We start from the raw sequence: 20162 nt of genomic DNA, 5'->3' as shown, positions 1-20162 counted from the left end.
GGGGAACGTCCGATCGAAAGCGTGAACCCTTCCGCCTCCTCGACGGCTGAGCTTATGATCCAGGGAATGTCGGGACAGGACGTGGCGGTCGTGGTCGATCCCGGCGTGCCCGAAGAGGTGGCCTGGACGTTCAGGGCCAACGCCCCGCTGCTGTCGCGCATCAGGGCCGGATGGCGGCCGCGACCCGAGCCCGAGTTCGTGCCGGGGACGCCCGCCGACAAGCTCACCCTCGTGGGCGTTCCCGCTCTGCTCGCGCTGGCGATCGGCTTCCTGGTCACCGGCGCGGTCCAGCCGGCCTTTCTCGGCTTCGGCGCGGTCGTGCTGCTGTTCACGGTCAAGATACTCTCGCCGGGCTCGCAGCCCGAGGACGAGCCGGGCGACGAGCACGAGATCTTCGAGCAAGCCCGCTGGTACGACGGCCGCTACCACCTGCCCGAGGACTTCGACCCCGAGGCGCTGGCGCTGATGGCGCGCACCCAGCGGGCGGTCAACTCCGTCCTCGGCTCGCACGTCAACGCCGAAGGGCTGCTCGACAACGTGCGCAACGCCGTCATGCTGCCCCAGCAGGAGTGGGAGATCGCCCGCCTGCTGGCCAAGCTGTCGGCCCTGCGCGCCGAGCACAACCAGCTCATCGCGCGCGGCGTCGCCCCTGAGGTGGCCCAGGCCGTCCAGCCGCTCGAACGCGCCCTGGCCAGCAGCGAGGCGGCGGTCGTGGCCAGGGTCGAGGCGCTGGAGCGCTACGCGGGCCACGTGGCCGACGCCGAACGCGCCTACCACGCCCGCGGCCAGATCGAGGAACTGCGCGCCCGCCTGCCGCGCTACGAGGAGCTGGTGGCCGAATCGGGCGCCGACGGCTTCGCCGTACCGGAGATCTCCAGGCTGGCCGACGACGCCGACCAGTTGGAGGAGACGCTGCGCAGGAGTGTGGGCGAGGCGCACGAGGCCTTCCGCTACCTGGACGGCTGAGCGACCTCCAGCAGCACGTCGGCCAGCGCCTCCGCGGCGTCGACCCGGCCCAGCTTGTGGGCCGCCTCGGCCATCGCGGCCCGCAGCGCGGGGTCGGCCAGCAGCGGCATCAGCTCGGCCAGCAGCAGTTCGGCGGACGGGTTCGGCTCCAGCAACGCCTTGGCGGCCCCGCCGGAGGCCAGATAGGAGGCGTTCTTGCGCTGCTCGTCGCCGCCGCTCGGGATGAGCGGGACGAGCACGGCGGGCTTGCCGATCGCCGTCAGCTCGGAGACCGTGCCCGCGCCGCTGCGCGCGATGACGACGTCCGCGGCGGCGAACAGGTCGGGAAGCTCGGCGCCGACGTAGGGGACGGGGTGGTAGCGGTCGGCCAGCTCGGGCGGCAGCGCGATGGCGCGCATCTGCTCGATCCACGCGGGCCCGCACTGGTGGATCACCTGCGCGTACGGCAGCAGCCGGGGCAGGATCTCCGCGAGCATCGTGTTGATCTGCTTGCTGCCCTGCGCGCCTCCCGTCACGTAGATGAGCGGGACCTCGAAGGTCAGCCCGAACTGGTCGTAGGCCGCCGCCCTGTCGCCGTGCAGCAGCTCGGGCCGCACCGGGTTGCCCGTCACGACCGCCCTGTCGCGCACGGAGGCGGGCAGGTGCTCCAGCGAGGATTCGTGCGAGAGCGCGATGCGGGTGGCCATCCGGGCCAGGATGCGGTTGGCCAGGCCGACGACCGTGGTCTGCTCGTGCATCACCAGCGGGCGGCGCAGCAGCTTGGCCGCGACTCCGATGGGCACGGCGACGTAGCCGCCCGTGGACAGCACCACGTCCGGTTTGTAGCGGGCGGCGTGGCCGATCGCCTGCATGACGCCCAGGGGGATGCGGAACAGGTCGGCCAGGTTGGTGCCGAGTTCGCGCAGGTTCGGGCGGCGGCGCAGCTTGCCCGTGGTGATCGCCTGGAACGGGATGCCGTGCTCGGCGGTGATCCTGGCCTCCAGGCCGCTGGCCGTACCGACCCAGAGGACGTCGTGGGGCAGGCGTCGCCGCTGCACCGCGGCCAGGGTGGTGAGGGCGGGATAGGTGTGGCCGCCGGTGCCGCCACCGGTCACCAGCAGACGAAGGGTTCGTGTCACGAGGTCAGCGTATTGCCGCGCGGGCGGGCAGTCGCGCCCCGGTGCCGCTCCGCTCGCGCCCCCGTGTCGTCCCTGCGGCGGCGTGGCCGGTCGCGGCCACCCTCGAGTGTCACGACCATCAGGAAGGGTATTCGCCCAGATATGCCGACAATCACCCAGGGCGACCTGTTCACCGCGACGCTGGAGGTCCTGGATCATCCACCGCTCGGCGTACCCGCCCTCGACGCGGGTTCGCGCGAGGCCGTCGTCCGGCTGGCGGGCGCGAAGTCGCTCGTGCGGATCCTCGACGGCGGAGAAGGACACGACCTCGATCTGGCGTTGCCCGGCGGCTACCGGAACAGGGAGGGCAAGCTCAGGCTCACCGCGCACCGGCTCACCAAGGACGTGTTCGCCATCGAGGCGGGTGAGCGCAGGATCGCGCTGCTGCGTCTGCGCGACAGGGCCGTAGGCCTGCCCGACTTCGACCCCGAGGGCAACCACCATCCCGCGCTCCGCCCCACCAGGCCGTTGCGCCTGCGGCGCGGCAGGACCCTCGGCAGGGCCTCGCTGTGGGAGACGCTACGGCTCGGCGTGGAGGTGGCGCTGCCGATCATCGCCCAGGGCGCCGTCCTGCGCCGCCCGCTCGGCGTGCGGTTGGCCGCCCTGACCAGGGCCGACCAGCGGGCCAACCGGTTGCTCGCCAGGCTGCGAGACCGTCACGACGGCGGTCCCCTGCTGGTGCGGATCCCGCTGCGCGGCTGGGCGGTGATCCCGCTGAGCGAGGCCGATGTGCGGCGGACGCTGCACGGCGCCGAGTTCACCCCTGCCAACAAGGAGAAGCAGGGCGCTCTCGGCCACTTCCAGCTCGACGCCCTCCTCGTCACCAGGGACCCCGAGCTGCGCGCTCAGCGACGCGCCTTCAACGAGGAGGTGCTCAGGCCTGACATGATCGCCGACGCCGTGCGCGCCAAGGTCGCGGACGAGGTGGCGACGCTCCCCACGCGGGGAGTGATCACCTGGCCGGAGTTCCACGCCACTCAGCGGCGCATCGCGCGGCGCGTGGTGCTCGGTGACGCGGCCCGCGACGACGAGCAGCTCACCCGGCTGCTGGACCGGCTGCGCGGGGACGCCAACTGGTCCTACTTCGCGGCCCGCCGTACCGACGTGCGGGTGGCCTTCCAGCGGCGGCTGGAGGCGCACCTGCGCAGGGCCGAGCAGGGCAGCCTCGCCCGCGTCCTGGCCCAGACGCGCGCCGACCCCGCGGTGCATCCCGAGGGCCAGGCGCCGCACTGGCTGTTCGCCTACGACGCCGCGGGCGTCGCGGCATGGCGGGCGCTGGCGTTGCTGAGCGCACGCGAGGAGCCGCGCGACGCCGACCGCCTGCGCGCGGCGATGCGGGAGTCGCTGCGGCGCTGGCCCACCACCCCGGCCATCCTGCGCGACACCACGGCTCCGACGACGTGGCGCGGGGTCACCGTGCCCGCGGGCAGCATGGTCGCCGTCGTCACGTCGTTCATGGACGAGGTGCCCTTCAGCGACGGGCCCGCGAGATGCCCGGGGGAGGGGCTGGTGATGCTCACGGCGACCCACGTGCTCGATGAGATCCTGCGTGAGAGAGAGGTCAGGATGGTGGGCAGGCCGCCCCTTCTCGATCACTTCAGGCTCCGCTTCGCCGTACGGCCGCGCGAACGATAGCGTTCGCCCATGCGACTCGGCGTTCTGGACATCGGCTCCAATACCGTTCATCTGCTCGTGGTGGACGCGCACAGGGGAGCCAGGCCCATTCCCGCCTATTCCCACAAGGAAGAGATGCGTCTCTCGGAGCACCTGGAGGACGGTGACCGCCTCTCGAAGCGGGGCATCGAGCGGTTGGGCGCGTTCGTCGCGGAGGCGCTGCAGATCGCCGAGGACAAGGGCGTCGAGGACTTCATGGCCTTCGCCACCTCGGCCGTCAGGGAGGCCGCCAACGGCGAGGAGGTCGTCGCCGAGATCAACGCGGGTTGCGGAGTGGACATCAAGGTCCTGTCGGGCAACGAGGAGGCGAGGCTGACCTTCCTGGCCGCGCGCCGCTGGTTCGGCTGGTCCTCGGGCAGGCTGCTCACCCTTGACATCGGCGGCGGGTCGCTGGAGATCGCCTCGGGCATGGACGAGGAGCCGGACGTCGCCGCCTCCCTGCCGCTGGGGGCCGGGCGGCTGACCCGTGACTGGTTCACCGCCGACCCGCCGCCGGCCGACGAGGTTCGCAAGCTCCGCAAGCACGTCCGCGCCGAGATCGCCCGCAGGGTCGGCGACGTCGTCAAGTACGGCGTGCCGCACGCCGCGGTCGCCACGTCCAAGACCTTCAAGCAATTGGCCAGGATCGCCGGGGCGCCGCCCTCCAGCGACGGCCCCTACGTCTCGCGCTCGCTGACCAGGGCCGACCTGGCCGAGTGGGCGCTCAAGCTGACCAAGATGGGCGCCGGCGCGCGCGCCGAGCTGCCGGGTGTCTCCGAGGGCCGCGCCGCCCAGCTCGCGGCGGGCGCGCTCGTGGCCGACGCCACCATGGACCTGTTCGAGATCGACAAGCTCGACGTGTGCCCGTGGGCGCTGCGCGAAGGCGTCATCCTGCGCCGCCTCGACCTGCTTCCGGGCCGGCTGGGCTGACTCCATAGTGGGATGGACCCGGACAGGTCGCGCGGAAGCGACACTTCTCTAGATAGCTGCATGAGCTAGTAGAAACCGGGCAGCGGCCACGTCATGTTGTGGACACTGCTCAGCCTGGCCGCCTCGCTGGCGATCATCCTTGGGTTGGTCGCCCTCGCGCTGGTCGCCATCTCCGTCGTCGTCCTGCTCGTCCTCGCCCTCATGGCCGCGGTGTCGGCGAGGGAGTCTCGTTCTCGAAGCGCAGTCTCTTCTCCAGGCTGACGATCGTCCCGCGCTCCCTGCGCTGGGTGAAGCGCACGTCGTCGGCCAGCGCCCGCATGATCTGCAGCCCGCGGCCGTGCTCGGCGCCGGGGCTCGGCTCGTCCACACTGTGCGGGTCGAACCCCGCGCCGGTGTCGACCACCCTGATGACGCAGCGGTCGTGATAGACGCCCGCGCTCACCGTGTACTCGTCGCTCGACACCGCGTGTTTGATCACGTTGGCGCAGGCCTCGCTGAGCATGAGCTCGATGTCCTCCCTGATCGGCCGCACGACATGCAGCGAGCGCAGGGTGCCGTCGAGGGTCTGCCTGATCACCGGCACGCTCGCCGCGTCCCTGGGCAGCCGAAGTGCGATGGTTGCCTCCATTGCCGCCTCCTAGATCTCAGGGATGTGGCCGACCGCGCGCTCCTCGCCCCTCTCCGCGATCATCTGGTTGAGAGTCTCGACGAGTTCTTCCTCCTCGTAGTCCCCGTCGGGCAGCCGATCGAAGTAGACCATCAGGTCGGCGGGCAGTTCCGCCGCCGTCATCCGCTCGGTGATCTCCAGCCGGCTGAGCCGCTCCTGACCCGTGTAGAGCCCGTCGATGAGCTCCTTGACGCGTGTGATCTCCTCTTTCCCTGTCATGGGATGGCCCGTGCCCCCAGAGACGCGTCTCAATCGCCGCACGGGCCTTCGAGGATCTCCAGCGCAACACTGCGGGCGATCTCGCGCCGCTCCTCGTCGGTGAGGTCGTAGTGCTGGGTCAGCCATATCCCCGTGTGGAGCGTGAACAGCGCCATCGAACGGCGCAGCCGTACGCGGACGGGGTCGTCGGGGGCGCTGAGCGCCTCGGCCACCTCCAGCATCCGCATGCGCATCGCCTTGATGGTCGGGTGGTCGCGCAGCGAGGTCTGGTTGCGCTCGAGGAAGCGGCCGAGATCCTGGTGGCGCGAGTGCTCGAGTTGATCGGCGTAGCGCCGGAGGAACTCCCTGCGGGTCTCGGGAGTCTGCGGCTGTGACCGCAACCAGGCGAGCATCTCGTCCTGCTCGGCGATTCTGTCGCCGGCCACGCTGGCGACGATGTCGTCCTTGGTCTTGAAGTGGTAGTAGAGGGCCGCCTTCGTCACGCCGAGCTCCTCGGCGATCTCGCGTAGGGAGGTGGCTTCGTAGCCCTGCTCGGTGAAGAGCCTGAGCGCCACCTCCTGGATCTTCGCCCGCGTATCTTCTCGCATTTCGGTCCAATTTCACTTGACGGCCGGCAAGTAAGACTTTAGCTTAGCGTGGGCTTGCCGGTCGGCAAGTAAGTGAAACGTCAAGATCGGGGAGATTCCGTGGAGCGACGGCGGGAGGTCATGGCGGTACTGCCAGGCCTGATGCTCGCGATGGTGCTGGCCATGCTCGACAACATGATCGTGGGCACCGCGATGCCCCGGATCGTCGAGGAACTGGGCGGGCTGACCCACCTGTCATGGGTGGTCACGGCCTACGTGCTGGGAACGACGGTCTCGACCCCCATCTGGGGCAAGATCGGCGACCTCTACGGTCGCAAGAGCATCTTCATGGCCTCGATCGTCATCTTCATGGTCGGATCGGTGCTGTGCGGCATGGCAGGCTCGTCGATGATGGGCGGCCCCGCCGACGGCATGGCCGAGCTCATCGCCTTCCGAGCCGTGCAGGGCCTGGGCGCGGGCGGCCTCATGGTCAACGCGATGGCCATCATCGGCGACCTGGTCCCGCCCCGCGAGCGCGGCCAGTACCAGGGCATCATGGCGGGCGTCATGTCCCTGGCGATGATCGCGGGCCCGCTCGTCGGCGGCTTCATCACCGACCACCTCGACTGGCGCTGGGCCTTCTACGTCAACCTGCCCGTCGGCGCGATCGCACTCGTCCTGCTCGCCGTCAAGCTCAAGCTCCCCAAGCACCGTACCGAGGCCCGCATCGACTGGCTCGGCGCGATCCTGCTGTCGGTCGGCATCACCGCCCTCGTGCTCATCACCACCTGGGGCGGCAACGAGTACGACTGGGGCTCGCCGCAGATCCTCGGGCTCGCCGCGCTCGCCGTGGTCACCCTGGCCGCCTTCATCCCCGTCGAGCGGCGCGCCGCCGAGCCGATCATGCCGCTCCAGCTGTTCCGCAACCGCAACTTCACCCTCATCTCGGCGGTCGGCTTCCTGCTCGGCTTCGCGATGTTCGGCGCGATCAACTTCCTGCCTCTCTACCAGCAGACCGTGCAGGGCGCCTCGGCCACCAACTCCGGCCTGCTGCTCCTGCCGATGATGGGCGCGGCGATGGTCGTGTCGCTGTTCGTCGGCAAGGCGATCACCAACACCGGCAAGTACAAGGTCTACCCCGTGGTCGGCGGCGTCGTCATGGCGCTCGGCATGTTCCTGCTGTCGATGATGGGCGTCGAGACCCCCTCCTGGCAGACCGGCGTGTTCATCGCCGTCCTCGGCCTCGGCATGGGCTTCCTCATGCAGACCACGATGCTGATCGCGCAGAACAGCGTCGAGCAGAAGGACCTGGGCGTCTCCAGCAGCGCCTCGACCTTCTTCCGCTCGATCGGCGGTTCGTTCGGCGTCTCGCTGTTCGGGGCCATCTTCAACAACCAGCTGCTGTCGGGGCTGACCGAGAAGTTCGGCGCCCAGACCGCCGACAAGATGGTCGGCGGAGGCGGCAGGATGGACGCCGCCGCACTCGGGCAACTGCCCGCTCAGGTGCGCACCGGCTTCCTCGAGACGCTGGCGTCCGCGATCTCCGGCATCTTCTGGTGGGCGATCCTGTTCGCGATCGTGGTGCCCGTCCTGGCCGCCTTCATCAAGGAGATCCCGCTGCGTGGCGGCCCCGCCGCGCAGGAGGAGGCCAAGCTCCAGGCGGCGGCGCTCGACTGACCCCTAGCGGGTGAGGTCGAGCTGCATGAGCTGGGTGTCGACCCACCGGCCCAGCTTGAAACCGACGCCGGTCAGCCGCCCGACGGAGACGAAGCCGAACGCCCGGTGCAACGCCGCCGAGGCGTCCTGGCCGGTGTCGGCGATCACCGCCACCACCTGCCGCGCCCCCGCCTTCGCGCAGCGCGGCAACAGCTCACCGAGCAGGGCCCTGCCCAGACCCTGCCCGGTACGGCCCGGCGCCAGGTAGACGGAGTCCTCCACGGTGTGGCGGTAGGCGGGCTTGGGCCGCCACTGGCCGGCGTAGGCGTAGCCGGCCACCTCGCCGTCCACGTCGGCCACCAGGAACGGCAGCCCGCGCTCGCCGAGCTCCCTCAACCTGGTCTGCCAGAAGGGCAGCTCGGGCGCGGTCTCGTCGAAGGTGACGACGCTGGTGGCGACGTAGTGGGCGTAGACGGCGGCCACGGCCGGCAGGTCGGCCGCGGTGGCGGGGCGGATCGGCACGAGCCCAGCCTATCGACCGCCGCGGCGCCGCCTCCGGGTCGGGACCTGGCCTGGACCGGGATGCCCGCCCCCGCGGCGTGCGAAAAACCGGAGGCGTCCACCCGGGACGACGGTGGACAATCATCGCCATGGATCGCCACACCCTCCGCCGCCCGCGGCCGGCGGACGCCGCCGCCGTGCACGAGCTCGTCGCCGCCTATGACATCTCGGTCATCGGCATCCCCGACGTCACGCCCGACGACATCGCCGACGAGCTCGGCGAGCTCGACACCGAGCGGGACGCGTGGCTGGCCGAGGACGCCTCCGGCACCCCGAACGGCTGGGCGTGGGTCCTCCCCAAGGGCGACAGCGACCAGGCCGACGTCGAGGTCGTCGTCAGGCCGGGCACCGGCGACGGTCTGACCGAGGCGCTCTGGGCGGCCGCCGTGGAACGCTCCCGCGAGCTGGCCGCCGAGCGCGGCCACGAGGGCATGACGCTCGACATCGGCGTCTACCGCGCCGACGAGGACAAGCAGGCGCTGGTCAAGGGGCTCGGATTCGAGGCCGCCACCAGCTTCCACCGGCTCGGCATCGACTTCGACGGGCCCGTCGAGGCGCCCGAGCCGCCCGAGGGCGTCACCCTCCATCCCGCGCTGACCGACGAGCTCAGGCGCGAGGCGCACCGCCTTCACCAGGAGGGGTTCGCCGATCACTTCGGCTTCGTGCCGCTGCCGTACGAGGAGTGGCTGGCCCGCAGGGAGTCCTCCGCGGCCACGGACTGGTCGCAGGTGCTCGTCGCCCGCGTCGACGGCCGGTCGGCCGCGCTGCTCGTGGGCACCGACCACTTCGCCGAGGACGAGAACCGCGGCTACGTCTTCACCCTCACCACCCTGCCCGCCTTCCGCGGGCGCGGCCTCGGCCGCTTCCTGCTGCGCACGGCCTTCGCCGGCGACGCCGCCCGCGGGCGCAGGGGCACGCTGCTGCAGGTCGACGCCAACAACACCACACCCGCGCTCGGCCTCTACACCTCCGCGGGCATGCGCCCCGTCCTCGTGATCGACGTTTGGCGCAGGCGGATCTAGACCCCGGCCACGTGGCAGGCCCTGCCGCTCGGCCAGGCCATGGCGTGGGGCGCGGAGCCGCGCCGACCCCGCCCACGAGCGGCACGAGACGAGATGCGTTCAGCGGCCGCCGGACGTCAGCCGGCGCACGGAGGCATGATCGGACCTCTCCGTGACGGGAGCCTGACCCTCAGCCGCCGTCAGAGACACGGATCCGATGCTTGGCCAGGTGCTCCAGCACCGACTGGTTCGCCTCCCAGCCGTCGGGGAACTTCACCGGCACGCCGAGCTGCACGGTCTCGGCCGAGGGGTGGGCGTCGAGCAGTTCGGGGATGCCCGCCCTCGCCACCACGACACAGGCGTGCCGGTGCCGGGAGGCCAGCACGCACAGCCGCCCGGACTCCAGGTGGAAGGCGGTGGCGTCCCTGCGGCCCGACAGCGGGTGCAGCACCACCGTCACGTCGTACTCCCTGCCCTGCAGCCGGTTGGCGGTGTCGACGGTGATCTCGGGCGGCACGCCCGCGTTCCTGATCGCCGCCACCTGGTCGCGGTGCGCGGCGCCGACCGCGATCCTGTCGGCCGTCACCGGCCGCTCGCCCTTCTCCGAGAGAGTCACCCCGCCGCGCTGCAGCAGCCTCGTCGCCAGCAGCGCCACGGCCTGCACGGCCTCGGCGTCCGTGCGGACCGTGTGGCGGCTGGGCAGCTCCAGCAGCGACCAGCCCGTCGCCGCCGCCTCCTCGAGCGCGCGGTCGTGCACCGTGCCCATGCCCTTCGTGGTGAGCCGCATCGCCCGCTCGTCAGGCCCCGTGCCGGACCTGAACCCGGTGAACGGATAGAAGGCCTGCGACACCACGGGGGCCGCCGAGGCCGGCAGCCGCCACGACACGGGCAACCGGTGCACGGGCAGGTCGGGGTTGTGGCGCAGCAGCACCGACACCGCGCTCTGCAGCGGATCCCACGACAGGCCCGCCCACCTGTCGGCCTCCACGATCGAGAACGGGTCGAGCTGGCCCGGGTCGCCCACGAACAGCGCCCGCTCGAACAGCCCGGCGATGCGCAGCAGCTTGTCCGAGCGCATCTGGTAGGCCTCGTCCACGATCGCCCACGGCCAGGTGCGGCCGCTGATCCAGGCCCACTTGTCCGCGGTGGCGATCACGATGGCCGGGTCGTTGAGATCCTGGATCCTGGTGCCGACGGTGACACTCGGGATCTCCAGCAGCCGTCGCGGCGGCACGTAGCCGGAGGCCGAGAGCCGGCCCACGGCCAGGTCGGGATGCTTGTCGGCGATGCGCTCGATCAGGTCGTCGACCTGCTCGTTGGTCTGTGCCACGATCATCAGCGGCTCGCCGGTCTCGGCCAGGTGCGCGGCCGCTCGCACGACCAGCGTGGACTTGCCCGCACCCGGCGGGGAGTCGACCACCACGCCCCTGTGCCTGGGCAGGTCGGCGAGCACGGCCTGGATGACCTCTTCGGGGCTCATGCCCACTCCTCCTGGGCGTCCTCGTCACTCGGGACGTACTCCTGGGGAGGGCCGCCGTGGGTCCACGGCGTGGCCTCCCTGTCGGGCAGCGCCGCCGAGCCCTGGAAGTCGTCGGTCAGCGAGGTGTAGCAGACCCGCTCGCCCACCTCGGGCACCGAGCCCGGCGCGGGGGTCCTGCCCCTGCCCATGCCCTTGGTGATCTTCAAGGTGACCAGGCCCTCGTGCACCTCGACCAGCTCGGCGGCCTGTCCCCTGCGGTCGGGCGTGCCGAGCGCGGCGCCCGGCTGCAGCCGTACGGGATCGTCGGTCTTGATCAGGACGACCGGCCGCAGCTTGCGGGAGCGGCCTTCGCCCTCGGTGTTGCCGGGATCGGTCTCGATCACCTCGCCCGCGAACGCCTCGCCGGTCAGGCGGTACTCGGCCATGATCAACGGGTCGTCGTAGGCGCGCTGCACCTCGAAGGAGGCCTGCGCCCGCTCCATCCTGGACAGGCGGGCGGCCGCGGCGACCGCGCCGTCGCGGCGGGCCTGTGGCGGCGCGCCTTCGGAGATCTGCTCGGCCATCATGCTGAAGGAGCCCCTGTCGCCCTCCCACCGCGTCGGCACGCTCGCCCCCTCGGGCAGCTTCCGCAGCAGATCGATGGCCTGCCACACCAGCCCCCACGTCGGCGCGAGCTGCGTGCGCAGCGCCTCGGTGACGCGCTCGGCCGCGCCGTCGTCGATCGCGGGGGCGAGCACCTCGGCGTCGAAGCCAGGATCGGTGGCCGGCCCCGCGGGCGGCCAGATCAGCGGATCCTCCGCCTCCTCGGCGGCCTCGGGGCCGTTCAGCCCCGGCGGCGGCGCGATCCAGCCGAGCAGCGCGGCCAGGTTCGCGTCCTCCAGCCCGCTCTGCCCGCTGGCCCAGTGGCGGCCGAGCTCCTCGGTGGCCGTCAGCGTCAGCGACGAGCCAGGATGGGCGGCCCGTTCGGCGAAGTACGTCAGCCACCTGCCGAGCAGCGGCACCTCCTCCGGTACCGGATAGGGCCCGTCGGTCCTGCGGAACCTCGTCGAACGGCCGAGCAGCCTGGTGAACGCCACGCCCGCGGGATTCGGCAGCACCAGCTGCGGCGCGTCCAGAGCCCGCTCGTAGGGATCGGCGTTCTTCCTCTCGACCGTCTCGGTGTGCGTCGCGAAGCCCTCGACGTACGGAAGCAGTGCCTCCGCGAGCTCGGCCATGAAGGCGAACCGCAGATCCCTGTTGCGCGGCTGGGCCACCACGAGCAGCCGGGGCCGGTCGCGGTCGGTGCCCAGCATCGCCGCCAGCGGGGCAGCCGCCTCGCCCGACAGCTTGAGCGGGACGAACACCATCGGGCGCTCGCTCACGTGGCAGTGGCGCACGGTGGCCGTCGGCTGCGCCACCCCCTCCTTGAGCGCCCTCAGCCGGGCCAGTGACGTCAGGATGCTCACGCCAGGCACTCCCTGCGCAACCGTTCGGCGTCTCGGAGCAGGCGGGCGATCTCCTCCTGCCCGGGGGCGGGATCCCTGCGACCCTCGGCCAGCTCCAGCGCCTCCTCGACCGTCGCCACCCCGCCGAGCGCGTCGCGCACCTGCCGCCCGAGCAGGTCGGAAGCGCCGTCGCGGCGGGCCTCGTCGCGGCAGAAGAAGCACAGGTCGCAGGTGGACAGGCAGTCGGGCGCGTAGCGGGCGGCGACCTGGTGCAGCGCCTCGGCCAGCTCGGCGGCCGGCCTGGTCGGCACCCCCTCGTCATCGGGCCGCAGGTCGAAGGTGACGCCGTCGGGCAGCTCGGCGAGCAACCTGTCGATCGAGGTCATCCTGGCCAGTTGCCGTTTCAGCACCGCGAGCTGCCTGCGCACGTCGACCAGCGTCGCCACGGGCCTGTTGGCGAAGTTCTCGGGGCAGACGAGAACGACGTCGTGGGCGACCCGCAGGGGGTCGTGGCCGAGTTCCTCCAGCAGCGTGCGCAGCGCCAGCACGTACACCGCCGCCTGCCTGGCCGCGGCCGCGACCGCCGCGGGGTCGGCCTGCCCGTCGATCACCGCGAACGACTTGATCTCCACGATGTGGAACTGCTTGCCGCGCTGGAAGGCCACCACGTCGGGCTCGAGATACGCGGTGTGCCCCGCGATGCGCAGGCTGAGCAGGGGATGGTCGTAGAGCGTGCCCTGCTCCTCCCGCGCCGCCCTGTCGAACAGCGCTCTGGTGTGCGTGTGGCGCAGGTGCGCGCCGACGTTGTGGACGTCCTGGTAGGCGACCTCGTCGATCGGCAGCCGCAGCAGCTCGCGCAGCATCCGCAGCAGTTCCGCGCAGCCGTCGGCCTTCACCAGCGCCTCGAACGCGTTGCCCCTGGTGATCGCGAAAGGCGACTGCCCGAACGGCGCGGGGAAGCCCAGATGCCTGGCCGCCCTGTCCTTGTCGACACCCGCGCCGTCCATCAGCGCCCTGCGCGCGCAGCCGGGATTGGCGGCCAGCGCGGCGATCGCCCTGGCGTCGTGGGGTTTGGCGGGGGTGGTGCCTCTCAGCGCGTCGAGCCCGTTCACCCGCTCATGCCTCCACTCTTCTCCCAGGCCGTGCGACCATCACGCGCACGCCGCCTTCCTCGCGATCTCGCTCAGCGTAGTGGCGCCGAACAGCCTGGCGGCCTCATCCAGCTGCCGTCCGGCGCGTTCGGCCAGCTCGGCGCGTTCCCGCGTGTCGGCTTCCAGGTGCACGGCCAGCTCCGCCCGCGCCGCTCTGACCACCACGCCGGGCTCGGGTTCGCCGAACCCGCCTGCCGCCCCGGGCACGTTGCGCGCCATCCTGGACAGCAGCCGCCAGGCCTTCTCCGACGGCTCCTCCAGCTCACCGACCCGGGTGGCCACCCGCACGGTCGACAGCAGGAAGTCGACGCGCGGACTGCGCGGCCCCACGACCCTCCGCTCCTGCGGCCAGGTGCTCACCGCCAGCAGCCCGCGGGCGGGGGTGAGCCGGTCGGTGAGCGCGGCACACACGTAGTGGGGCCTGCCGTACGGCGAGCGGCGAAAGGTCCGCTCCTCGTCGCGCCTGAGCGTGCTGAGCTGGGAGCTCCTCAGCGGCTCGGAGAAGAACGCCTCGTAGACGCTCACCACCAGCCGGCCGGCGGCGGGAACCTGGAGCAGGCCGAGCGCGTCGCGTACCCGCTCCCGCACCGGCGGCCCCGTCCTGGCCCCGCCCCGCGCTCCTGCGATCGGCTCGCTCCGGGGCTCCGGAGGGCTGCTGACCTGGAGGTCCCACGCGCGCTCCGCCTTGCGCAGCTCGCCGCGCAGCTCGCGTGCGAGGGAGAGGTCCCTGTCCCGCACGGCGGCGCGCACGCGGGTGCGCAGCACGTCGATGCTGCGTTCGAGGGTGTCGAGGTCGTCGGGCACGTCTTCACCGGCCCTCGAGGATCATCAGCACGACCCCGACGGCGATCATGACGGCGAACAGCGCGGAGGCGGTGGCGTAGCCGCGCGTCGCCGCCCGCCGCGACAGCGCGGTCGGCGCCCCGTGAAGGTCGCCGCCAGGCGCCCCCACCCACCCGCCGGGGTGGCCGAGCCCGTGGCCAGGACCGGTCGGCGCGGCCCCCCACCCGCCCATCGGCGCCTTACCCGCGTGCTCGGGAGCCACATGGCCAGGAGGCACAGGGCCAGGAGGCACATGCCCAGAAGGCACTTGGCCAGGAGCCGCGTGGCCAGGTCCGGTGGGCGCGCCGGCCCATCCTCCCGGCTGCGGCCCCGCGTGGCCCGGCCCCGTGGGCGCGTGTGACCACGCCGCGGCCTGCCCGGCTCCGGTCTGGGCGGCCTGCCATCCGCCCTGCGGGCCGGTGGGCCCTGCGGGCCATCCGCCCTGCGGGCCGCCGAACCCGGGCCGGTCGGCTTCGGGACCGGTGAGCGGGAACCCGCCCTGCGACGGCGACGCCGCTCCACCGGTGCCCCACCCCCCTGACTCAGCGACTGACCCGGCGCCGCCGCCCAGGAAGGCGTCGGGCGGCAGGGCGGCGAGGGCGTCGCGGAAGGCGGCGGCCGAGGGGGTGCGCCGGCTCGGATCGGTCGCCAGTGCCTGCCGCAGCACCTCGGTGAAGGCCGCGGGCACCCCGGGAATCTCGGGCACGGGCTGCCGGTGCAGCGCCATGATCACCGCCAGGTTCGCCACCCCGCTCTCGGGAAAGCGCGGCGGCCGCCCGGACAGCAGCGCGTAGAGCGTGGCGGACAGCGAGTAGACGTCGCCCGCCGCGCTCGGCTCGGTCAGCTCGAACGCCTCGGGCGGCGCGTAGGCGGGCGTCAGCGACTCCCGCGTCACCGACACCTCCGCCCCGGGCTCGGGCATGGTCGCGAGGCCGAAGTCGGACAGCACCACGTGGCCGTAGCGGTTGATCAGGATGTTGGCCGGCTTGACGTCGCGGTGCAGCACCCCGGCCGCGTGCGCCGCCGCCAGCGCGTCGGCGATCCTCACGCCGACGTCGCGCACCTCGGCCACGGGCAGCACGCCCGACCGCATCCGGTCGGACAGCGACCCGCCGGGGCACAGCTCCAGCACCATGTACGGCCTGCCGTCGCGCAGCACGCCCGCGTCGTAGACGGCGGCCACGTGCGGATGCCCCGACAGCGCGCCCGCCGAGGTGACCTCGCGCATGAACCGCCGCTGGTCGCGCTCGGAGACGAGAACCCTGCTGTCGACCTTGAGCGCCACCTCCCTGCCCACCGCCAGCTGCCTGGCCTGGTAGACGACGCCGAAGCCGCCCTGGCCGAGCAGCCCGAGCACCTCGTAGCCTGGCACCTCGGGCGCCACAGCCCACCTCCGATCGCGGTCCTGGTGCGGCAGACTACCGCCCTGCTCCGACAGATCGAATGGGCCGGTACGCGCGGCCGTACGCTCAGCCGGGGGTGGTGTTCCGGTTGGGGGTGAGGCTGGCGGTGGCCTGCGCGCACAACCGGCCCGTCGCGTCGGTGACGGTGGCGAGCGTCAGGACGCGCGTCCTGCCCCGGTGGGTGACCGCGCCGACCACCGTGTAGACCTCCCCCGCCTGGACGGGGCGCAGGTAGTCCACGTTGAGGTTCATCGTGAGATGCAGCGTGGGCCGCTCGGCCGCGCTCCCGCTGGACATGCCGCACGCGTCGTCGAGGGCGGTCGCGATGTACCCGCCGTGCACCACGCCGGACCTGTTGGTCAGCTCGGGCCCAGGCCGCCAGACCAGCTCGACCCTGCCGGGTTCGACATCGACCAGCCGCAGTCCCAGATGGGCCAGGTGGGGGGAGGACTCCACGGTGCCGGCGGCGATGCTCCGCAGGAAGTCCGCCCCTGTCATGCCGGTACGGCCCGCGCCCACGTGCGGTCCTCGGTGAGAAAGCCGTCGAGCGCGAGCCCCGCGCGCTCCAGCTCCGCCGCCAGCTCCTCGACGGTGAGCCGCCGCGACAGGAACGACTGGGTCCACACCCGTTCGCCCGCCGTGTAGCGCATGGTGGCGGCGTAGGTCCCCGGCGCGACCTCGTCCAGCTCCGTCATCATGATCTCGATGCCGTCGTCCTCGCGGCCCCTGCCCACCGCCCAGCGGTCGTGCGCCTCGGGCGGCTGCCACTGGACGAGCACTGACCCGCCGGCCGCGACGTGCCGCGCGCAGGCGGTCAGCAGGTCGTGACGCAGCCCCTCGTCGGGGATGTTGATCAGGTAGGAGCCCAGGACCACCGCGTCGAAACGCCGGTCGAGGGCCAGCTCCTGCGCTCTGCCGTGGACGGTCCGCGCGCCCCGCACGTGCGCGAGCATCTCGGCCGACTCGTCGACGGCCACCACCTGGAAGCCCGCCGCGACGAGCGGGTGGGTGACCCTGCCGACGCCCGACCCCAGCTCCAGGATGCTGCCGCCCGCCGGCACCACCCGGCCGATGACCTCCGCCTCCTCGCCCGGAGGCAGCAGGGTGTAGAACTCGACCGGCGATCCGTCGGGGGTTATGGCTCCTGGTCCCGTTCCGCTGTTCATGATCCGACCCTAACCTCGGAGGGTGCGTCATGTGATCGGAGCGGTGACCGGGTTGGCCGCGCTTCCCGTCGTCCACTACCTGACCGAGGCGGGCGCGGTGGCACTGCGCTCCTGCTACACGCTGCAGCGGCCGGACCTGCGCGGGATCGCCTGCCTGGCGGCGGTCGTGGCCGTCGCCGGAGTGCTGGCCCACGGGCGGTGGCTCTCGCCGCTCGCCGCGCTGGTGTGCGGGCTGCCGCTGGCCGTGCTCGGCGCGCTGTTCGCCGTGGCCCCGTGGGCCGCGACGCCCGTCGTGGGCGCGCTGCCGCCGATCGAGTCGCTCACCGGTACGGCCGAGGCCCCCGGCGTGGTGTCGGGAGTGACGGGACTGCCGCTGGTGGTCGGCGCCCTGCTGCTCGCCTCCGCCGCCTTCCCCGCCAGGTGGCGTTGACGGCGGCCTTCACCCGGTGGACGCCGAGGTGGGCGGGGCTATCCTGGCCCAGTGAACGGCAGGGACCCCGATCGGCGCAAGGCGCTGCTCGACGCCGCCGACCGAGCCATCCTGCGTGAGGGGCCCGAGGTGTCGATGGCGGCCATCGCCGCGGAGGCCGGGATCACCAAGCCGATCCTCTACCGCCACTTCGGCGACAAGAGCGGCCTGTACCAGGCGCTGGCCGACCGCCACGTGCGCAGGGTCATCTCGCAGCTGCGTTCCGAGTTCGACAGGGCCAGGACCGACCCGCGCCGCCGCGCCCGCGCCGCCATCGAGATCTACCTCGACCTCATCTCGGCCAACCTCAACCTCTACCGGTTCCTGTTCCACCGGGCCAGCGCCGAGGACACCAGCGTCCGATCCCACATGACGGCGCTGGTGCGCGGTCTCGGCGAGGAACTGGGAGGGGTGCTGGCGGACGAGGAGGTCGTGGCCGACCCCGTGCGCGCGCAGATCCTCGGCCACGCCTTCGTCGGCATGGTCCAGACGACCGGCGACTGGTGGCTCGAACACCCGGAGGTCGAGCGCGCGCAGGTGGTGGACGGGCTGGTCGACGTGATCGTGGCCGCCTTCACCCCGCGGAGCGCGGCCGTCTCCCGCGCGCGACGGACCTGAGCGGCCTGGAGACCGGCCTGTCCCGGGCGGCGGGGGCGGGCCTTGCACGCAGGAGTTCGAGCAGGTCCCACTCGGTCTCGCAGACGCGTCTGCCGATCGCCGCCAGCTCCACCGAACGCGTCGACCCGCCCAGATGGCGCATGGCCTGCGTGACGCAGATGATCCCCCACTTCAGCACGCCGAACATCTCCCACCAGCGCAACGCGTCCCTGTCGACGCGGTGACCTGAGGCCCGCTCGTAGGCGGCGAGCAGGTCGTCGTACTCGCCGAACCCGCCGACGGGCGGTCGCGCGCCGAACCGCCACGCCTTCACGCACAGCCAGCCCAGGTCCTCCACCGGGTCGCCCACGTGGGCCAGTTCCCAGTCCAGCACCGCCCTGAGGCCCTCGGGCCCGACGATGAGATTGCCGTTGCGGAAGTCGCCGTGCACGACGGTGGTCCTGGAGCCGCCGGGCCTGGTGCGGGCCAGCTCGCGGAAGGCGAGCTCGAAGACCGGGTGCGGTTGCCCGGTGAGATCGAGCACCTCCCGCCACGCGGCCAGCGGGTCATCCGGTACGGCCCCGGCCACCGTCTGATCCACGGAAGGGTCCACGGCGTCGAGCGGCATCCTGTGCACCGCCGCGAGCGCCTGCCCGCACTGGGCGGCCAGCTTGGGCCTGGCCTCCCTGTAGAGGTCGTCGCGCAGGATCCTCCTGGGAATCGTCTCGCCCTCGATCCTGCGCATCACCAGGTACGGCCCGGCCGCCGCGACCACCTCGGGCACCGGCACGCCGGCCGCCGCGGCCGCCCGCAGCAGCCGCGCCTCGTCGAGCGGCCCGAGCCCCAGCCCGCCCGCACCCTCCCGAGGCGCGACCGCCGGCCCCTCCGCGGGAGAGAGGACCGTCCCCGCGGTGGCGGGGGAGAGCCGGATGACCAGCTCGTGCAGCCGTCCCGCCGGGTCGCGCACGTCCACCGCCCACATCGCCCTCGACGCCCCGCCCGACAGCCGGGCACGCGCGGGGATCTCGCACCCCCGCCCGAACACCTCCGCCACGATCTGCGCGATCATCGAAGCCCGAACTCCCAGGTCCCCCCGCTCGTGTAGGCCCCCAGGATCCGCCGCCCCACCGAGTCGACGTGCACCTCGTCCGGCCCGTCGTAGATCCGGCCTGCCCTGGCGTGCCGGTACATCCTGTCCAGCGGCGTGTCAGGGGTCAGGCCCGCCGCGCCGTACACCTGGATGGCCCTGTCGATCACGTTGTGCAGCATCCGCGCGCCCACCACCTTGATCGCCCCGATCTCCACGCGCGCGTCCTCGCCCGCGTCCAGCGCGTGCGCCGCGTGCAGCGTCAGCAGCCGCGCCGACTGGATCTCGGCGTAGGAGTCGAAGACATGCCGGCGCATCAGCTGCTTGCGCGCCAGCGGCTCGCCGAAGGCCGACCGCGTGTGCAGGCGCCCGCACATCAGGTCGAAGGCCCGCTGCGCCTGCCCCAGCCAGCGCATGCAGTGGAAGATCCGCCCTGGGCCGAGCCGCCGCTGCGCGATCACGAAACCGTGCCCGCGCGGCCCGAGCAGGCTGGCCGCGGGTACCCGCACGTCGTCGTAGCGGACCTCGCAGTGCCCGCCCGACAGTCCGAGCACCGGAGTCTCGCGCACGATCGTGTACCCGGGGGTGTCCGTCGGCACCAGGATCATCGAGAACGCCAGGTGCGGCGGCGCGCCCTCAGGCTCGGTCCTGCACATCACGGTCGTGTACGCCGCCCGCGACGCGCCCGTGGTGAACCACTTGTGCCCGTTGATCACCCACTCGTCGCCGTCGAGCACCGCCTCGGTGCGCAGCTGGGTCGGGTCGCTGCTGGACACCAGCGGCTCGGTCATCGCGAAGCTCGGCCAGATCTCGCCGCGCACCAGCGGCTCCAGGTACCGCTCCCGCTGCTCGGAGGAGGCGTGCTCGTGCAGCATCAGCGAGTCCTGCAGGGTGAAGGTGCCGAGCACCAGCTGCCCGAACTCGCTGCGCCCCTGCACCTCGTTGACGTAGACGTAGTCCAGGAACGGAAGCCCGCCGCCGCCGAGCTCGCGGGGGTGCCCGAGCGCCCAGAGGCCCTCCTTCTTCGCCTCCCGCTGCAGCCGCGCCAGTAGCGAGCCGTCGTCGTTCAGCAGGCCGGGCTCGGCGGGCTCCACCCGCTCGGTCATGAACGCGTGGACGGCGTCGCGAACCCGCCTGACGCTGTCGGGCACGGCGAAGCTCATGGCAGGATCACAACCGAAATTCGT

22 protein-coding genes are annotated in these 20162 nt (G+C 72.4%); 7 read left to right on the top strand and 15 right to left on the bottom strand.

Annotation, left to right across the window (positions count from 1 at the left end):
* Positions 1-66 precede the first annotated feature (66 nt).
* Positions 67-966, top strand: a complete 900-nt coding sequence (locus ACFSKW_RS02495; protein WP_379568634.1) for a hypothetical protein — start codon at positions 67-69, stop codon at positions 964-966.
* Here the strand turns inward: ACFSKW_RS02495 and ACFSKW_RS02490 are convergent.
* Positions 951-2084, bottom strand: a complete 1134-nt coding sequence (locus ACFSKW_RS02490; protein ID WP_379568632.1) for a UDP-N-acetylglucosamine--N-acetylmuramyl-(pentapeptide) pyrophosphoryl-undecaprenol N-acetylglucosamine transferase — start codon at positions 2082-2084, stop codon at positions 951-953. The two genes, ACFSKW_RS02495 and ACFSKW_RS02490, sit on opposite strands and share 16 nt — an antisense overlap.
* Positions 2085-2225: 141 nt before the next feature.
* Here ACFSKW_RS02490 and ACFSKW_RS02485 point away from each other — a divergent pair, with 141 nt between their 5' ends.
* Together ACFSKW_RS02485 and ACFSKW_RS02480 are read left to right on the top strand one after the other, a co-directional pair.
* Entirely contained in the window at positions 2226-3758 is a 1533-nt protein-coding gene (locus ACFSKW_RS02485; protein WP_379568631.1) for a cytochrome P450 family protein, read from the top strand.
* A 9-nt stretch (positions 3759-3767) separates the two neighbouring features.
* A complete protein-coding gene (locus ACFSKW_RS02480; RefSeq protein ID WP_379568629.1) occupies positions 3768-4706 on the top strand; it encodes a Ppx/GppA family phosphatase in 939 nt (312 codons plus the stop codon).
* A 65-nt stretch (positions 4707-4771) separates the two neighbouring features.
* Here the strand turns inward: ACFSKW_RS02480 and ACFSKW_RS02475 are convergent, their stop codons facing one another.
* The 4 genes from ACFSKW_RS02475 to ACFSKW_RS02460 are packed head-to-tail and all read right to left on the bottom strand — an operon-like array spanning position 4772 to position 6179.
* Entirely contained in the window at positions 4772-4909 is a 138-nt protein-coding gene (locus ACFSKW_RS02475) for a hypothetical protein (RefSeq protein WP_379568627.1), read from the bottom strand.
* A complete protein-coding gene (locus tag ACFSKW_RS02470; RefSeq protein WP_379568625.1) occupies positions 4906-5334 on the bottom strand; it encodes an ATP-binding protein in 429 nt (142 codons plus the stop codon). The genes ACFSKW_RS02475 and ACFSKW_RS02470 overlap by 4 nt, the downstream gene beginning before the upstream one ends.
* 9 nt (positions 5335-5343) lie before the next feature.
* The gene (locus ACFSKW_RS02465; protein WP_379568624.1) at positions 5344-5592 is read right to left on the bottom strand and encodes a hypothetical protein; all 249 of its coding nucleotides are present in this window, start codon (positions 5590-5592) and stop codon (positions 5344-5346) included.
* Positions 5593-5621: 29 nt separating this feature from the next.
* Complete coding sequence (locus tag ACFSKW_RS02460; RefSeq protein WP_379568622.1) at positions 5622-6179, bottom strand: TetR/AcrR family transcriptional regulator; 558 nt, start codon at positions 6177-6179, stop codon at positions 5622-5624.
* 99 nt (positions 6180-6278) lie between these two features.
* Between ACFSKW_RS02460 and ACFSKW_RS02455 the strand changes: the two genes are divergently transcribed.
* Positions 6279-7835, top strand: a complete 1557-nt coding sequence (locus ACFSKW_RS02455) for an MDR family MFS transporter (protein ID WP_379568620.1) — start codon at positions 6279-6281, stop codon at positions 7833-7835.
* Positions 7836-7838: 3 nt separating this feature from the next.
* Here the strand turns inward: ACFSKW_RS02455 and ACFSKW_RS02450 are convergent, their stop codons facing one another.
* A complete protein-coding gene (locus ACFSKW_RS02450) occupies positions 7839-8336 on the bottom strand; it encodes a GNAT family N-acetyltransferase (protein ID WP_379568618.1) in 498 nt (165 codons plus the stop codon).
* Positions 8337-8464: 128 nt separating this feature from the next.
* Here ACFSKW_RS02450 and ACFSKW_RS02445 point away from each other — a divergent pair, with 128 nt between their 5' ends.
* Positions 8465-9397, top strand: coding sequence for a GNAT family N-acetyltransferase (locus ACFSKW_RS02445; protein ID WP_379568616.1), 933 nt, complete (start codon positions 8465-8467; stop codon positions 9395-9397).
* A gap of 169 nt (positions 9398-9566) precedes the next feature.
* On the opposite strand, the gene ACFSKW_RS02440 is transcribed toward ACFSKW_RS02445, so the two are convergent.
* The 7 genes from ACFSKW_RS02440 to ACFSKW_RS02410 all read right to left on the bottom strand — a co-directional run bounded on the left by ACFSKW_RS02440 (position 9567) and on the right by ACFSKW_RS02410 (position 16822).
* Positions 9567-10856 carry an AAA family ATPase gene (locus ACFSKW_RS02440; protein WP_379568614.1) on the bottom strand — a complete coding sequence of 430 codons (1290 nt, stop codon included), beginning with the start codon at positions 10854-10856 and terminating at the stop codon, positions 9567-9569.
* Complete coding sequence (locus ACFSKW_RS02435; protein WP_379568612.1) at positions 10853-12301, bottom strand: hypothetical protein; 1449 nt, start codon at positions 12299-12301, stop codon at positions 10853-10855. Before ACFSKW_RS02435 ends, ACFSKW_RS02440 begins: the two co-directional genes overlap by 4 nt.
* Positions 12298-13392, bottom strand: a complete 1095-nt coding sequence (locus ACFSKW_RS02430) for a hypothetical protein (RefSeq protein ID WP_379568610.1) — start codon at positions 13390-13392, stop codon at positions 12298-12300. The genes ACFSKW_RS02435 and ACFSKW_RS02430 overlap by 4 nt, the downstream gene beginning before the upstream one ends.
* A gap of 39 nt (positions 13393-13431) precedes the next feature.
* Positions 13432-14235, bottom strand: coding sequence for a hypothetical protein (locus ACFSKW_RS02425; protein ID WP_379568608.1), 804 nt, complete (start codon positions 14233-14235; stop codon positions 13432-13434).
* Between the two features lie 4 nt (positions 14236-14239).
* Complete coding sequence (locus ACFSKW_RS02420) at positions 14240-15637, bottom strand: serine/threonine-protein kinase (protein ID WP_379568607.1); 1398 nt, start codon at positions 15635-15637, stop codon at positions 14240-14242.
* An 85-nt stretch (positions 15638-15722) separates the two neighbouring features.
* Positions 15723-16175 (bottom strand): PaaI family thioesterase, encoded by a 453-nt coding sequence (locus ACFSKW_RS02415; RefSeq protein WP_379568605.1) that lies wholly within the window; start codon positions 16173-16175, stop codon positions 15723-15725.
* On the bottom strand, positions 16151-16822 hold the full coding sequence (locus ACFSKW_RS02410) for a class I SAM-dependent methyltransferase (protein WP_379568603.1): 672 nt from the start codon (positions 16820-16822) through the stop codon (positions 16151-16153). The genes ACFSKW_RS02415 and ACFSKW_RS02410 overlap by 25 nt, the downstream gene beginning before the upstream one ends.
* 22 nt (positions 16823-16844) lie before the next feature.
* Here ACFSKW_RS02410 and ACFSKW_RS02405 point away from each other — a divergent pair, with 22 nt between their 5' ends.
* On the top strand, positions 16845-17252 hold the full coding sequence (locus tag ACFSKW_RS02405) for a hypothetical protein (RefSeq protein ID WP_379568601.1): 408 nt from the start codon (positions 16845-16847) through the stop codon (positions 17250-17252).
* A 51-nt stretch (positions 17253-17303) separates the two neighbouring features.
* Entirely contained in the window at positions 17304-17909 is a 606-nt protein-coding gene (locus ACFSKW_RS02400; RefSeq protein WP_379568600.1) for a TetR/AcrR family transcriptional regulator, read from the top strand.
* On the opposite strand, the gene ACFSKW_RS02395 is transcribed toward ACFSKW_RS02400, so the two are convergent.
* Both ACFSKW_RS02395 and ACFSKW_RS02390 read right to left on the bottom strand, forming a co-directional pair.
* Positions 17866-18957: a phosphotransferase family protein gene (locus tag ACFSKW_RS02395; protein WP_379568598.1), complete on the bottom strand. Its 1092-nt coding sequence runs from the start codon at positions 18955-18957 to the stop codon at positions 17866-17868. The two genes, ACFSKW_RS02400 and ACFSKW_RS02395, sit on opposite strands and share 44 nt — an antisense overlap.
* On the bottom strand, positions 18954-20138 hold the full coding sequence (locus ACFSKW_RS02390; protein WP_379568597.1) for an acyl-CoA dehydrogenase family protein: 1185 nt from the start codon (positions 20136-20138) through the stop codon (positions 18954-18956). Before ACFSKW_RS02390 ends, ACFSKW_RS02395 begins: the two co-directional genes overlap by 4 nt.
* Positions 20139-20162: the final 24 nt, after the last annotated feature.

This window comes from Nonomuraea mangrovi (genome assembly GCF_042681425.1).
Lineage (GTDB): Bacteria > Actinomycetota > Actinomycetes > Streptosporangiales > Streptosporangiaceae > Nonomuraea > Nonomuraea mangrovi.
The sequence above is the reverse complement of the archived record's forward strand: the minus strand, read 5'-3'. Positions and strand labels throughout refer to the sequence as shown.

Excerpts from the sequence above, each read along its gene's own strand:
- ACFSKW_RS02495 (WP_379568634.1), top strand. The coding sequence starts at position 67 with ATGTCGGGACAGGACGTGGCGGTCGTGGTCGATCCCGGCGTGCCCGAA.
- ACFSKW_RS02485 (WP_379568631.1), top strand. The coding sequence starts at position 2,226 with ATGCCGACAATCACCCAGGGCGACCTGTTCACCGCGACGCTGGAGGTC.
- ACFSKW_RS02480 (WP_379568629.1), top strand. The coding sequence starts at position 3,768 with ATGCGACTCGGCGTTCTGGACATCGGCTCCAATACCGTTCATCTGCTC.
- ACFSKW_RS02475 (WP_379568627.1), bottom strand. The coding sequence starts at position 4,909 with ATGAGGGCGAGGACGAGCAGGACGACGACGGAGATGGCGACCAGCGCG.
- ACFSKW_RS02470 (WP_379568625.1), bottom strand. The coding sequence starts at position 5,334 with ATGGAGGCAACCATCGCACTTCGGCTGCCCAGGGACGCGGCGAGCGTG.
- ACFSKW_RS02465 (WP_379568624.1), bottom strand. The coding sequence starts at position 5,592 with ATGACAGGGAAAGAGGAGATCACACGCGTCAAGGAGCTCATCGACGGG.
- ACFSKW_RS02460 (WP_379568622.1), bottom strand. The coding sequence starts at position 6,179 with ATGCGAGAAGATACGCGGGCGAAGATCCAGGAGGTGGCGCTCAGGCTC.
- ACFSKW_RS02445 (WP_379568616.1), top strand. The coding sequence starts at position 8,465 with ATGGATCGCCACACCCTCCGCCGCCCGCGGCCGGCGGACGCCGCCGCC.
- ACFSKW_RS02440 (WP_379568614.1), bottom strand. The coding sequence starts at position 10,856 with ATGAGCCCCGAAGAGGTCATCCAGGCCGTGCTCGCCGACCTGCCCAGG.
- ACFSKW_RS02410 (WP_379568603.1), bottom strand. The coding sequence starts at position 16,822 with ATGAACAGCGGAACGGGACCAGGAGCCATAACCCCCGACGGATCGCCG.
- ACFSKW_RS02395 (WP_379568598.1), bottom strand. The coding sequence starts at position 18,957 with ATGATCGCGCAGATCGTGGCGGAGGTGTTCGGGCGGGGGTGCGAGATC.
- ACFSKW_RS02390 (WP_379568597.1), bottom strand. The coding sequence starts at position 20,138 with ATGAGCTTCGCCGTGCCCGACAGCGTCAGGCGGGTTCGCGACGCCGTC.